Source organism: Sphingobium sp. CFD-1 (assembly GCF_024611115.1).
GTDB lineage: Bacteria > Pseudomonadota > Alphaproteobacteria > Sphingomonadales > Sphingomonadaceae > Sphingobium > Sphingobium baderi_A.
Genome location: NZ_CP084403.1, coordinates 1 through 14330 on the forward strand (window position 1 = coordinate 1; position 14330 = coordinate 14330).

The 14330-nt window shown below is 45.8% G+C and carries 11 protein-coding genes; all 11 read right to left on the bottom strand.

All coding sequences use genetic code 11. From position 1 onward, the window contains the following. Positions 1 to 330: 330 nt before the first annotated feature. Positions 331 to 819, bottom strand: a complete 489-nt coding sequence (locus LDB26_RS21150) for a hypothetical protein (RefSeq protein ID WP_257542541.1) — start codon at positions 817 to 819, stop codon at positions 331 to 333. Positions 820 to 2572: 1753 nt separating this feature from the next. Beyond that, positions 2573 to 2920 carry a D-Ala-D-Ala carboxypeptidase family metallohydrolase gene (locus tag LDB26_RS21155; RefSeq protein ID WP_257542543.1) on the bottom strand — a complete coding sequence of 116 codons (348 nt, stop codon included), beginning with the start codon at positions 2918 to 2920 and terminating at the stop codon, positions 2573 to 2575. Between the two features lie 34 nt (positions 2921 to 2954). Further along, entirely contained in the window at positions 2955 to 3254 is a 300-nt protein-coding gene (locus LDB26_RS21160; protein ID WP_257542545.1) for a hypothetical protein, read from the bottom strand. Positions 3255 to 3278: 24 nt separating this feature from the next. Next, positions 3279 to 5126, bottom strand: a complete 1848-nt coding sequence (gene terL / locus LDB26_RS21165) for a phage terminase large subunit (protein WP_257542547.1) — start codon at positions 5124 to 5126, stop codon at positions 3279 to 3281. A gap of 66 nt (positions 5127 to 5192) precedes the next feature. Continuing rightward, on the bottom strand, positions 5193 to 5483 hold the full coding sequence (locus tag LDB26_RS21170; RefSeq protein WP_257542550.1) for a hypothetical protein: 291 nt from the start codon (positions 5481 to 5483) through the stop codon (positions 5193 to 5195). A 243-nt stretch (positions 5484 to 5726) separates the two neighbouring features. Further along, positions 5727 to 5921, bottom strand: a complete 195-nt coding sequence (locus LDB26_RS21175; protein WP_257542552.1) for a hypothetical protein — start codon at positions 5919 to 5921, stop codon at positions 5727 to 5729. A gap of 12 nt (positions 5922 to 5933) precedes the next feature. Next, entirely contained in the window at positions 5934 to 6302 is a 369-nt protein-coding gene (locus LDB26_RS21180) for a hypothetical protein (RefSeq protein WP_257542554.1), read from the bottom strand. Further along, a complete protein-coding gene (locus LDB26_RS21185; protein ID WP_257542557.1) occupies positions 6299 to 8416 on the bottom strand; it encodes a phage tail protein in 2118 nt (705 codons plus the stop codon). The genes LDB26_RS21180 and LDB26_RS21185 overlap by 4 nt, the downstream gene beginning before the upstream one ends. 47 nt (positions 8417 to 8463) lie before the next feature. Beyond that, a complete protein-coding gene (locus LDB26_RS21190) occupies positions 8464 to 10749 on the bottom strand; it encodes a hypothetical protein (protein WP_257542559.1) in 2286 nt (761 codons plus the stop codon). Next, positions 10749 to 11504 (bottom strand): hypothetical protein, encoded by a 756-nt coding sequence (locus LDB26_RS21195; RefSeq protein ID WP_257542561.1) that lies wholly within the window; start codon positions 11502 to 11504, stop codon positions 10749 to 10751. Before LDB26_RS21195 ends, LDB26_RS21190 begins: the two co-directional genes overlap by 1 nt. Positions 11505 to 11558: 54 nt before the next feature. Next, positions 11559 to 14330 (bottom strand): hypothetical protein, encoded by a 2772-nt coding sequence (locus LDB26_RS21200; protein ID WP_257542563.1) that lies wholly within the window; start codon positions 14328 to 14330, stop codon positions 11559 to 11561.

The window sequence follows — 14330 nt, forward strand, 5'->3', positions numbered from 1 at the left end:
AGTGCTGTACGCAGAGTACCTGCACCAAGGCACAAGCTACACATATACCGCTCAATAGCACGGCTCAGCTTCTCGGCCTCTGCATCGGTAATACACTTAGCTCTATTCGCTGAGCTTACAGCCAAGCACATGTAATCGCTTGGTGGGAATGGTTCCTCATGGAGGCCCCACCCCTCGGAGTAGAACCCACCGTCGATAACCGCATCGAACAACTGCTGTACAGTACGTGCTTTCATTATCGTACACCGAATAAGCTACAGATCAGAGGATACACTGCCGCCTTGAGCGGCAATGCTGTGATAGCGCAACCTACAAGCACTAGAGCTTCCATTATTGAACTACCGGAATCTGTACACCATCAGCAGTGCTTGGCTTCTTACTACGCAGCAGCATAATTAATGCGTCAATATCTACGCCTTTCTGGATAGCGGCATTCAGCGAGCTTTCTACACGCTTAATAGCTTGCTCACGTTGTTCAACGTCAGTCAGTACCTTCTGTACCTTGTCTTGCACTTGGCAGACCTTATCGCAGAACTCTTCAAAGGTAGTCTTTTGGAACTCTAGGCCAAAGCGTGCTGCCAGTTCAACAGCCTTCGCTTTATTGTACGACCACTGCTTATCTTTCTTATTGAAGCTAGCTGGCACCAGAGACTTGTAGTCTTTATGCAGCGATGCAGTAACATCCTGAGCTTCGCCATGCAGTGCATCGACGTTACCATTAATCAGGCCGTAGTACGCCAGTGAAAGAGTCACATCAGCCTGAGCTGTTTTAATAGCTTTAAGAGCTTTGTTCAATTGCTTTGCAGAGATAAGTTTCATGTGGTCATACCTATGATCGTTTCGGCATTCTGTGCCTCATCAGTACCGCAGTATCAGCGGTATACGATCTAAGCAGGCGCACCTTGGCTGTTGGCATAGCTAGTGTTGGTTAACTAGCGTCACGGTATCAGCACTACTGGCGCTGTACCATCAAGCCTGCTTATCACTTCCCAAATTGTTAAAGAGTGGTCGCTGTAGTATCACAGCTGGTGTAGCTGGAGTTCTTGCTTGTACTGCCGGTACTTATCTACGCTGGCCTTAGCCTTGTAGCACCCTTGGGCTTTCCCGTTTCAGTGACTCGCATTCTACACTCTTTTACTCGGTTGTCAATACTGCTGTAGTGTAGCACCTATTGCAAGGTGCCGCACGGCTTACGCTAATCGGCGGAGTATCTTACGACCTGTTAGCCGCTCACATTCCGATTGGCTAATCTGGCCAGTCATCCACAGCATACCGATATGATCGTGGTATGCTATTACGTGCGCTTGTGCCTTTCTCATGGTAGTGCTTCCTCAGTGGATACACTACAGCAGTATCGACAAATTGTTAAAGAGTGGCGAAGCATGGAGCGCATTCTACAGTGTTCGTGTTACTTGTCAAGCTATTTGTTCTGCTAGCGTGGTGCATCGCCGCACCCCTAGCTGTAGGCCCATATCCCACTTGACTAGATGTTCTCAGTCTAGCACTGGCCGCCGTGTTAAAGTCTGGCGGTCACTTTATCAGGTTACTACGCTAGGCGCTTGTGATCCTGATGGTTCGCATTCTACAGCTTCTTACTTGGTTGTCAACTTGTTTTGTTCACTTGGTATGCCTGACGGTCTTAGAACCTAGCTACTTAACGTAGAGTACTTCCGAAGGCTCTAGCAGTATGTCGCGTTAGCCTCAAGTCCTACCCGTTGAACCTAGCCAGTTGCCTGACCATGTGGCGCATTCTACAGACTAAACCAACCATGTAAAGCTGTTTATTCATCCAGTGTAATCGTCTGAGCTAGTGTCTTATGTATAAAGAATTTATACGAGGGAACTGAGGATGAATCTTGAGCACGGATACAAACACCGAAACCAAGCAACGCTAAGAGTAATGGTCAGAGTACCTAGGTAAACAGATAGCAGTAAGGAGCAAGGAGGCAAGCCACCTCGAGCGCACACCAGGACACCAGCAGCGCACCTGAGTACTCCGGTAGGAATCCAGAACTGCTATGGATAGAAGTCTGAATCAAGACTTGTATGGGATACAGGCGTGACGCGTCGCGTAAAGGTCGACGGGGGAAGATCGGCGTAATAGAGTGGAGAGACACCCTCGCGTAAATATAATATAATATCTAAGTGAGTAGAACACGCAATTCCACGAAGGAGCACATGGAACTCACTCAGATACTACATCTTAACCCGGATACAATCCTAGGTCTTCTACAGTTCGGTACAGGTACTGCCAAGGAACTACGTACAGCTCTACAGAATCTACTGTTACCTTGAAGTACAACCTGTTGATTAGTTTATCACCCGGAGGTACGTGATCTTGAACTACAGTAACATCTAGGTAGTCTAGTACAGTTGCAACAGATACACCTAGGAGGTTACACAAAGAACTTTCTGTACCGGATCCTAGAACATCATCAATCACAATATAACGGAACCCAGTATCTGAGTCTCTTTCTACCGTAAGTACCGCAGGATAAGCGGCACTCCATTCTCTTAGTCTTGAACTATATGGCCCGTACTGTAGTTCCGGGATTTGTACTTGACCTTCCATTTACCACCTAGCCTTTTGGGGTCTAACATCAAAATGCACAAACGTACTGTACAAACCTACACCGTATTTCTTAGCGTACCGATTGTTCAAGTACTTATAAACAACAGTAGGCGGCACACCCTTCACCTTAATGTCTGCAGCTGTACCATCTTTGTGCTGAGACTTCGGTGCCCCACCAACTGCGCGGTTATGCGCATCACAACGTCTACCAGACGTGATACTGATAGGAACACCGAAGTGTTCCCGTACAGAATCCAACTCTTCTAGTAGTACATCTGAAACCTCAGAGAGTCCACAGCCGCAATGGCAACTGAACTCTTCGGGCTTGAAGTACTTACTCTTGTACATACATCTCCTTAACCAGTTTGAATAGTACCTAACCTCACATAGCTAGAGTCTTAAATATCTTAATTAACTGCTCCACGTCACCGCCGATAGTAATGGTGATCCAAACAGCTATGAACTTCCAATTCTCAGCAACGAACTCTGTAATTGGGTTCTTCTTATCGCGCAATGTTACCAGTAGATCGCGCAGTTCCTCGTCGATATTAGTAGCACGTGTAATCTCATTTACAAGACCTGCTTCCACATGCTGCACTTTATCTTCAACAACCTTCACTCGTTCTTCTAGAGCCATTACATGCGCCTCAACTTGTTGTACAGCAGTTGTGCGTGCAGCCATTTAACTTATCCTTTCCTGACATTATTACCTTCTTCTAAACGTATTCTGCATACGTTCACGTGAGTTCATGTTACGAGACTTCGGTGTACGGTACTCCATAGGATTTTGAATAAATTCCTTACCCGCAGTTTCTCTACGCTTCCCTGCTTCCTTAGCATCATCTACACTGAGCAGACCTGTAAGGAACATAACACCAGCTTGAATACAATCCGCCCGGTCGTCGTGCGCCAAGCAACCTCTATCATAAGTGATGTTTGCTAGCTGATAGAACGCAGATGTTACTGTGCGCTTATCTCTAGGATGTTCGTTGCAGTACTTCAAATCATCTTCAATAGCGCGAGTATGTACTACTAGTTTATGCCTACGAGTCAACGGAGAGATAGTATCAATAATACGTTTCTCTTTCTGACCTTTAGCATAGTAGTCTTCAAAGCCGTAGCCTAACAGACCGCGCTTCTCACAATGACCGATCATAAGTGCCGATACAACACCGTGGCCCATGTTAGCTTCGATCTTAATATCTTTAACACCGAACTCTTCAAAGATTTGCATAAGCGTATCCATGTTCTGTTCAGTCATACCACCACGTAAACCACCTACAGTCATCAAGTGAATATAAGAGTTAGTAGCACCTAGAACAGCAAATGCTACTTCGTCACCACCTGAACCAGCAGGGTCGATAATACCAACTTTATGTTGATACGGCATGTACTCTGGTGAGCTACTAGCAGCCCGGTACAAGCTGTACTCGGATACGTTCGCAGGTAGCTCTTTAATAGCGCACCGTGGCTCCGCTGCCCACCATAGCTGCTCAGGCGCACCCTCGGCTGTGTAGTCGCCCACGATAAAGTCACTGAGGCGTATACGCGTCCGTAGCGCGTCTGAGAGGGTAGTGTCGAGCATGAACTGCAGACTAAAGCCCTCAGGGCCAAAGTCAAGCTCTTTCTCTAACAGCGCATCCTCATCATAGCGCCCAAGGTCAGCCGGTGCGCCTCTGGTGCCGTCAATGCCGTACCCAGTACCCAAGCTCGGATCAGCCTCAAGCGCCTCTAGGATCGAAGGAGCCAAAGCCCCAACAGGGTATCTAGCAAGCTCGTCAGCATTAGGGTAGCGCCCCGGCCATACACGCACATGAAAGCCACGTGATGGTAGGGTCTTATAAATACTATCCTTAGTCTGAGGTGTACCAAGATACAGAGTCTCACCGTGTGTGTTAATCGCTGCGAAGTCTTTAGACAACATCAGCAACTGATCCCGCATGGTTTGAGTTAAACTGTTCTTACTTGTCTCGATATCATCGGGAATAAGAATATCAGCACGTTTACCTTGAAGGTTAGCAGTGATACCTACGCAAGATACACTTGCAGACTTATCTAGAGGTTTCAAATCGCAATGTACATCATAGTTCTCGAAGGATGTTCTATCCCCTCTTGAGCTATCAGGTCGTAACCAGCACAGAAGATGCCAGTTCTCAATAATACGGATAATCAGAATAGCAACATCAGATGCTTGTTTCTCACCGCCAGATACAATGAGTACCCGAGTGCTTTGATCTTGAATCAAACACCATACAGCGTACAATGCAGCCAACGTACTCTTAGCTTCGCCACGTTGAGCTTGAACCATCTTCTTACGACCATAGCTTTTATCTGCCATGTACCGTGCAATGTCAAGCTGCATATCTGTAGTACTAAAACCTAGAACACGCATACCCACTTCCGCAAATTCTGCGAAGTCTTGGAATGTACTCGAAACCATCATGGCTAGTTCTTCCCGCAAATCTTTAGGGATAGCACTGGCCTTTTCATCCCACTCTCTAGTACGCGCCGCAATCAATTGCAAGCGGGAGAGTGTCTTAGAACTCAAGGCCATAAGACCCTCCTTTGTATAAATTCTAGTATGCTCCCTAACATGAGGAAGCATAGTGGAACTTACAATCTACAGTACGCCAGCAAGGCCGTCTGCATCTTCTGCAGTTTCTTTAAGTAGCTCAGCAGCACGTGCAGCACGTCGTTGTGCCAACTCATCCTGAAACTCATCTTTAAGAGACTGCATGTGTTCGTTGTCAATATCAGCAGTAATGTTGTTATCCTTTAGGAATTTAACAATCACACCTTTATCAGACGAACTCATAGGAATACCTTCTTCTTTACAGATTCGGATATCCTCTAAAAACATCTCTGCTAGGGCTTCGTGGAGCAGGCCCAACGCCGACTGTTTAGCCGCCATAACTATTCCTTATCTTTCTTAGGTTTGTAGAACTTCCATCCAAATACCCGAGTACCTAAGTACATCAACCCAGCAGCACCAGCAGCAACGATACCAGCACTAGGTGTAGTAGCAATATGCGCAACACACGTTGCAAGGTCAGCATCTGCAATTGCCCGAGGCACGCCTACTTCGTAAGCTAGGTCATGCGCTTGGCAACAACTAGACCAGAACCCTTCAAACCAAAGGGTGCAATAGTCCATATTAGGTATTCAGTGGTGCAATAGCAGCTACAGCAGCATCAACGATAGCGTCTACCGAAGTGATCTGTGCAGCATTCAATGCAGTGTTTACAGGCAGTGGGCCTTGTGAGATATCCTGCAGTACCTTAGCCAACGCATACACTTTATCGCGTGCAGTTTGTACTTGTGCAGGGGTTGCAGAAACAATACCAGCCATATTTAAATCCTCTTATTCAACTTTATTAAAGAAGCTAGCACGGAAGCTAGCCCATACTTCGTAGAACGCTCGATAGTTCTCTGGAGTTAGTACAAGTACACTACCATTATCAAACTCAAACGCAGTACTGTTACCACTTTCAATCCAAGGAACTACAGAGGATAAACCCCACATATCTTCCTTGGTAGCAGAACACATTACACCTTCAAACTCTACACCTATAAGCTTCAAGTCTACAATAGGTTTCGATAGAATCCAAGTACCATCCATACCCGCCGTATGCTCAGATGATGGACGCTCAGCTTTCATTACTACCCAACCATCCGGGCAGTCGCCGCCGATCTGTTGTAGGCTGCTACCTACTTCTGCGTATACGGTCATGCTGCAGCTCCCTTTACTTTCCAAACACGCACCCTGCAAGGGGCGCTAGTCCTCACGTTGATAGGTGTAAATGGATTCCCGTCTTGGGCAAGCCCCAGCACATAAACACCACCAGTTAATAGTACGATGTTGTCCGCAACTTGGGTGCAAAATATTCCTCGGCTACCAGTAGGACTGTTTCCATTAAATCCATTCCAAGATGGATTACCCCATACGCCTTGCGTCACGTCGAAGACCTGCACGTCTACGATAACATGGTACCCCGGAAACGGGTTAGCCTCCACATATCGGCTATTAATCGTGACGCTGGCTGGGCTACCGACACTACCGCCATTCGGGTAGATGATTGTGAAATCTAATTGGTTAAGTGCAGCTACCAAGTTAGCGTAATCACTTGCCAACTGAGCAGCATCAGCAGAACCAACATTCACAACAGCACCGAACAGCTTAATTACCCAGCAACCTGTTACGTTAAGTGGGCGAGTCTCTGTAGCAGTACGGGCTACGCGAGAAGCATCGAAGTTGATGTCAAAACCGTTGGAGTTCCCGAAGGTAGGGAATAGGCCCTTGGCTGCGCCGCGACCGAACGCACCGGTACTATTTTCGACGCTAGAGCCTAGACCAGAGCCTGAGCTGGGGCTAATAGTACCGGTAATGTTCTGCATCGCATCCTGCTGAATAGCTCCGGCAATGGTAGCTGATAACGTACCGTCACCACGCAGGAACAGCGCACCGAGCGAGCCAGAGAACTTACCGTTGTAGTCTGGAAGGCGGAAGGTACTAGTACCATTACCTACTGTAAATTTACCTCGCTCGGTCGGCGTACTATTCCACGTGGCATCTGCAACAGTTGGTACATTACCAGCCAAAATGCCAGCCCATGCGTCAGGGTAGGTAAGGCGGTTTAAGGTTTGACCATCTGCTGCAACAAACCCAGCAGGGATAGCAGATCGTTGAGGCCACCACATTACAGAGAACAGTGGAGAACCCCCACCTACTTGACCCCAAACACCATTTTGATAACCTTCAAATTGGTTAGTATCCGAGTTATAACGGAACTGCCCATTGGTAGGAGAGCCGGGACGTTGAGCTTCTGTACCTACTGGAATAACTGCTGCACCTGTAGCGCTAGTCTTAGCAACTAACCCTGCAGCTTGCGCAGTACTAATTGGTTTGTCTGCATCGGATGTATTAGATACGTTACCTAAACCAATATTACTTCTAGCAGCAGCAGCATCTATAAGATCAGCCAAGTTCTGACTTTTCTCAAGGTATCCGTCAGCAGGAAGGTACGCTACAGCCCATGCAGTACCCGTATAAACTCGCATCTCCTTAGCTACTATGCTCCAGTACAACGCACCTTCTAACAATGTGTTACCATCATTATCTAAGGTAGGATTGCTGTTCTTAGGGCCAAGGTAACGATCATCAAAAGAATCATAAGCTGCAACAGCAGTAGTAGCAGCATCTTGAGCCAGTACACGTGCTGCATCAGAAGCAGATGCCGAGTTAGCCGCATTGGTTGCAGATGTACTAGCAGCGCCAGCAGAGTTACCTGCCGCAGTTGCATAAGCTACCGCAGTATCTTTAGCAGCTACAGCCACATCTCGGGCAGCTTCTGCCGCGACACGGTTAAAACCAGAGCCGAGGGAATCATTACGGTATTGACCGAATGTAACCAAGTCACCATCTAGTACAGCAGCGCCGTGGTTCCCAATAACGTACCCGTGCATATTTACATTACTGTAGATATCGGATACGCCAGAGCCTTCTTTAGCTTCCTGACTAAGAAACAGTACTTGTTTAAAATTCTCGTCTATAGTTTCATCTTTAAAGATTGCACCTGCATCATAGATATGGTACATAGCATCCATAGGAGTACTACGTTTAAGCATTGCTACCAAACCATTAGGTACGTTAGGTGTAATCTTAATTTGTGAATCTGTGATCCACTCCCATGTATAAGGAGTACTACCACCAGTTAAATCTATTTCAATATCGTTTACATACGCACGAACATCAGTTCGGTCGATATACTCGATGGTTAAGTCTAAAGTACTTAGAGTACCATCTGAGGTTTCACGCTGAATACTAAAAGACATTAGTAACTCCATCAAGTTGCCCTCCGTAGAGGGCGGTTAAGTTCTATTTACATAGGACACTATTCTTCACCAGCTTGACGCACTAAAGCACCTGCTGGGGATAACTTAGCCACTTTCTCAAACGCATTACCATCACCGCCTAGTACACCCATGACAAGCCGCACAGGGAGAGCCACAGCGAGCACAGGGCTGTTCTTCACCATACCTTCAAGATTACCTGTTGCAGCACTCTCTACGAGCTTAGGGATACTGTTGATAATGGCAAATGGTGCAGGCGTACCGCCGAACTCTCCACGCATACCGAAGTTCACTGGCATACTAAAGTAACCGAGTGTAGGTAGGATACTCATAGCTTTGGTATTGATATCCTCGAAAGGGTCTTTACCTGAGGTAAGGTTAACCATACTTGCAGCAATGTACGCTAGAGGTGCCGCTGTGAGCATGTGCATAGCAATACCAGAGGCACCGTTACGCTCATATTCTTTACGTAAAATCTTGTTGTGGGATGCCGCTACAAATGTAAAGTACGGGAACAACACCCGTCCAACAGAGCTATAAGCTAAGAAAGAAGGTGTCTCTCCTTTACGTACTTGCAGTGCTAAGGTATCAATACTGCTAGTTAAACGAGCAGCTACCTCATCAGCCAAGTCGGTTGGCCAGAGACTATCGTACAAACCATCCTTATCAATAGCGGCCTTGAGTTCAGCAATGCGCACGTCACTCATACCAATACCTTTAAGATACTCTACCGATTTAGCATTACCTTTTGGCAAACCCTCTAACAGTTCTCCTTGGATACCTGCAATCATACCTAGATGTTGACGGCGTACAAACTCAGAACCGTTTAGAAATTTAACAGACTGGCCCACAGTGTTCACACCTTGAAGAAACAAACTATTAGTTGTCTGATAACTACTATCAAGGTGAGTGTACACACTTCGCATCTTACCTTCATTAATCAAACGACCTTTAATGATATCAGTAATAGTCTGTGCCTGTGCCGGAGTTATATCTTCCTTTAGTAGTACCGACTTGAAGCCCTTACTAAAGTTCTTCATAATAGCAGTAAAGCCAAATTCACGAATACTGTTAGCTACGTCAATCATGTTGTAGATACCAGAGTTCTTCAAATGCAAGGCGCGTGCAGCAGTGCTTGCTACTTGAAGTGTCGCAGACTCCATATCTCCAACAGGGCGACCTAACAACAAGTTCTGTGTATTAGCTAAGAAGTCTTTAGCTTTACTGTACTGCAAAGGATCACCTTGGTACTGATCCAGAATCTTGTTAAAGCGTTCTGTAATCTGACCTGTATTAGTAAAGCCTTTCTTAGCTAGACCTACCCGAGCACTAATAGTGTTATTGTAAGTCTTAAGTACTTGTTCAAGGTTTGTATTAACGCCGTCTAGGATACGGAATGTACTACCGTCTGGCATACTGTACGGGCGGTTCATATCCCAACCAATACGAGCACGTAAGTGTTTAGATTCGCCGGCCTTTTCCATACTAGGTGCTAGGCTCCGCAGAGTAGTATTAACTACATCGTCGTCAGCACCTGCAGCTTTCAAGATATCCGCAAGTTGTTCTTTAGTTGTACCTAGTACACCACCCGAGCTATCCTGCATACGTCTCTTCATGTTGTTGAGAAATTGTGAACCTATACGTTCTAGTACTGTATCTACAGAATCACCTGCTTTAGTTAGAGACTTCAACAGTGCAGGGTATTGTTCTGCAATCTGATCCCCGTAAGCGCGAGCCACGGCTTTGAACTTATTCTCGTCGCCACCAATAACGCGGAACACTTTATGTGGATCATGTTGTACCGGCAACCAACTACTACTAGTCTTCAAACCTTGTGCGCTATCCATACCAGAATCTTGCATACGCTTAGCTACGTTAGGTGCGTAGTTGGATTCCTGATATACCTTAATTACTTGTTGTACGCCGGCATCATTAGGTAGTGCTGGCGTAGGTAGACCATCCATCTCTGCACGATAAGCGTCATAGAGATAAGCAGCAGCTTTTTCTTGTTGGATATTACGCAGTGCAGTACCTTCTACAATGTTAGTAACTCGGTTAATACCGGTCATACCACTAACGCGGTCTAGTACTGTATGTAAACCATCTAACTCTTGTTCACCAGCTAGCTTAGCACTTGTACCATAAGAGGTTGCACTATCATGTACACCTTTGTAAGTACTGGGTAGCAGCGCGTCTGTAAGTTCATCGTCTTTAGCAATAGCACGGAACTCATCAGTTACGCTCATGTTGGACTTCAAGTAATCAACAGCTTTACCTACACGCCCTGTACCTTGTGTAGCACCTTTAAATATATCTAGTAATGCCATTACGGTTGTCCTTGAGGTTCTGGAGCCTTCTGCACAGCTTTAGCACCTGAGAACGAATCTAGGAGTAAACTACCTGCAGTTACTACTGAGATTTGAAAAGCAATCTCTGCTGGGGAAAGTGCTGTGTATTCATCTGCTGCATAAGCACCTGCAGAAGCAGCGCCTACACCTGTAGCTTTAATACTGGCACGCGATGCTCTTGCAGCTCTAGCTACAGCAGGTATCTTACCCAGCGCACCACCAGCTAACAAGTCTATGTCAATAATGCTACCGCCAATGTAACCTATCAGTTCCTGACCGGCAATTTCCATTTGGGTTTCATTATCCATAATACGTTGTAGTTGGTAATCGTATTCGTCTTTAGAACCTGTACGTAAGAGCTTAGATTTAGCATCGTCATCGAACTGCCTACCTAGTTGTTGCTCCGTACTACGTAGCACTTCTGTAGGTACAAATGTACCATCGTAATCAAAATCTGGCGTTTCGTATGCGTACCATAACGCACCAATCGCTGTGTCTTTAACACCTGCACTTAGACCTTGAAACACCGTGTAGTCGGGTGTATAAGTCAAAGCGTCTGACGGTTGATCGTAGTTCAAAGGCTTTACTTCTGGTAAACTCTTGACTACGGGAACTGCCATTGTGTTACTACCGGTTCCTGTAGGCAGTGCAGCGGCTTTAGTGCCACGAATAACACTGGTATCAGGAACAGTACCTGATGTAGCCTGTACTGCATTCCAATCAATAGACGGCATAGTAACCTCTTAAAAGACGTACTAGGCTCACAAAGTCCTAGTACGTTGTCCAATTTAATAAAGCTCTTCGAGAGCCTGAATCATTTCACGTTGACGCTGTGTACCAGCTTCTTGATAAGCAGAAGTACCTTGCACCTTACGCACCGCATCTTTAAGTTCACCACCTGCTTTAAGCTCGCCCATAGCTTCCGCCATTACTTGCGCAGATGTAATACCGTGGTAGTACGTGCTAGCTAGAACCTCGGCAGAGAAACTATCTGTAAACAACCCCTGCACTTCCAACCCGGAAGTTTTAAGTACACTGGGGAATTGTTTAAAGTGTTCTGTTAGGAAGTCGTTATAGAGCTTACCGTATGCTGCAGATGATGGATCGCGAGCAGCTAGAACAAATGCATCTTTCTGCTCTTTACCAAACATCTTCTCGTACAAATCAACCCGTACACTATGCCCAACCAAAACAGTCCTAGGATCGTTTGGATCGACTTGTGCTGGCGCAGTAAAGTAACCTTCGTCTGCACTAATACGTTGTAGGGCACTGATCTTAAACGAGTTGCTTCCGAATGTACCATCATCCTCATAAGTCGGTGTAGTAGTCACAGCACCACCCGGTTTGTAAGTGGTCATAACACCTACAGGTTTATTAACCCTAGTCTCAATTTCTTGAGTCTGACGATCCATACGCTGCAGGTCTACCATAGGGATAGATTTCTGAGCAATCAAAGTATCATCTTTAAAAGTGTTATTACTATAAATCTTAACAGTCGCACCAGAGGGGCGGTACTCGATAAGAATGTTCTCAGGAGATGCTTCAACACCGGGGCCAAGTTCATTCACCATACTAGTACGGATATCTGTATCTACTCGATCAATAGAGTCTTGATTAGGAATACTACCTGAGCCTAACACAAGCTTAGTACGATTACTCATCATGGCAGTACCGAACTTAGTCTCTGTAAGCAATCCTTCTGCCAACATAGCTTTCATAGCCGACTTATCATCGGAGATACTGTACTTAGTAATCAAGTCTGCCTTGTTGCTATTATACAACATCTGCAATTGGTTAGCTTTAATATCCAGCAACTCAGGATCAGCGTTCTTACCTAACTCAGCACCTAATGTACTTTTAAGACCGAACATCTTACCAAACATACCCGACTCAAGGGAAGCACCATTGAACTTCACATTACCTAAACCACCGGTACTGCGTTGTTCTTTGATCTTATCTAAAGCCATAGGATAACGCTGCATAGCTTCTTCAATAGTTTGCACTTGTGGATCAGCCATAACGGAATCCATAGCTGCAGCCCCGTCAGCACCTAGCGCGGATTGCCACGCCTTGTATTGGAATGAAGAACTTACAGGATCATTATTAACAATGTTATCAGTTGCTAGTTGCTTGTCTTCCAAGAAAGTACGTTGAGCTAACCCATCGGGATTAGCCGCAAACTCTGTAGGATTACGTGTAAGCGCACTAGCATAGCTACCGACTAGTTGTTGGTGGCCTTTAGTAACAGCATCATAGTTCTTAAACTGCAACCCTGCTTTAACTACTAGAGTACCAGCCTTCTCAGGCAGACCTTGAAATGCAGCTTGCTTAGTGAAGTCCTGCTGCCATTGTGCAGTTTGATCCACATCCTTAATACCGAAAGCTCGGCGGGTATTAATATCGGCACCTTTGATAAGTGCTTTATCTCCCATCTCTTTATCAGCTTTCAAACCTAGACGATGTAAACGATCCAGCGCAGTGTTGCCTGCTTGTACCTTCAACTGCCCTAATTGAACCTGCCGCATAATACTAGCAGCACTAGACTGCAACGAATCAGGGTCAACTGAGCCAGTGCTATTGTAGGTAGTTTCCAAGTCGCGTAAGCCATTACTCAAACTAAGTTCATTAGTCTGCATAATCTCTTCTTGCTTAACACCGATAGATGTTAGCATCTTAGCACGGTACTCTTGTGGAATATTGATACTATCTTGTGATCGTAGGTACGCAGCATAACCTGCTATACGCTCTTGATCTGCCACACTAATAGGATTAACATTCGCTAGGATACCATCTAGAACAGCCTTGGTTTTCTTACCTACGTTCTCTGGTGCTTTAACTGGATCGAAACCTTCCTCTACTGTAAACAGTGCGTTTACGTTAGTTCGGAAAGCCTCGGCACTATCTACACTACCTGTAGTAGCAGTCAACAAAGCGAAGCCAGCACTAGCAGTTTGATTACTTGCTTTAGTGTACTGTTCCTCAGCAACGGCTTCCCGTTGTGATTGATATGCTTTCTGAGATACTGCTACATAAGCTAGTAGTTGATCGTGCGCAGCATCCTTAGCTTTACCAGTTAAGCCTAGATTAACAATCTGGCTATTTAGTTTAGCTAAGGTAGGTTTAATCTTTTGAGTAAACACTTCAATGGGTTCACCAGCTTCTGCACTCTTACGCGCTTGGTTGGCAATCTCTTGTTGCGTTTCTAATTGCCCTTCTGTGAACTGTTGTACCTTAACACCTTGTGCATACGAATCTCTAGTAAGCCAAGATGCTTGGTCAATCAATGCAGCAGCAGAGTCTACAGTATTACCTATAGCCAACATATCTGCTGCTTGATCTGCACGGCCTTGCTTAAAAGCATTCTCACGTGCTGTACCCATAACACCCTCAGTAATCTGAGCTAGCGCAGGGATAACATCTTTCATAACACTAAAATCTGAACTACCGATATCAGGTACATTAGGGTCTAGTCGGCTTGCACCTGTACTAAACCCTACACCTGCACCTTGTAAAGCATTCGGAGCCTGTGGCCCCGGTTGACGCACATCTCTACGAGCCAT

Coding starts and splice junctions, on each gene's coding strand:
- LDB26_RS21150 (WP_257542541.1), bottom strand. CDS start 819: ATGAAACTTATCTCTGCAAAGCAATTGAACAAAGCTCTTAAAGCTATT.
- LDB26_RS21155 (WP_257542543.1), bottom strand. CDS start 2,920: ATGTACAAGAGTAAGTACTTCAAGCCCGAAGAGTTCAGTTGCCATTGC.
- LDB26_RS21160 (WP_257542545.1), bottom strand. CDS start 3,254: ATGGCTGCACGCACAACTGCTGTACAACAAGTTGAGGCGCATGTAATG.
- terL (WP_257542547.1), bottom strand. CDS start 5,126: ATGGCCTTGAGTTCTAAGACACTCTCCCGCTTGCAATTGATTGCGGCG.
- LDB26_RS21170 (WP_257542550.1), bottom strand. CDS start 5,483: ATGGCGGCTAAACAGTCGGCGTTGGGCCTGCTCCACGAAGCCCTAGCA.
- LDB26_RS21175 (WP_257542552.1), bottom strand. CDS start 5,921: ATGGCTGGTATTGTTTCTGCAACCCCTGCACAAGTACAAACTGCACGC.
- LDB26_RS21180 (WP_257542554.1), bottom strand. CDS start 6,302: ATGACCGTATACGCAGAAGTAGGTAGCAGCCTACAACAGATCGGCGGC.
- LDB26_RS21185 (WP_257542557.1), bottom strand. CDS start 8,416: ATGGAGTTACTAATGTCTTTTAGTATTCAGCGTGAAACCTCAGATGGT.
- LDB26_RS21190 (WP_257542559.1), bottom strand. CDS start 10,749: ATGGCATTACTAGATATATTTAAAGGTGCTACACAAGGTACAGGGCGT.
- LDB26_RS21195 (WP_257542561.1), bottom strand. CDS start 11,504: ATGCCGTCTATTGATTGGAATGCAGTACAGGCTACATCAGGTACTGTT.
- LDB26_RS21200 (WP_257542563.1), bottom strand. CDS start 14,330: ATGGCTCGTAGAGATGTGCGTCAACCGGGGCCACAGGCTCCGAATGCT.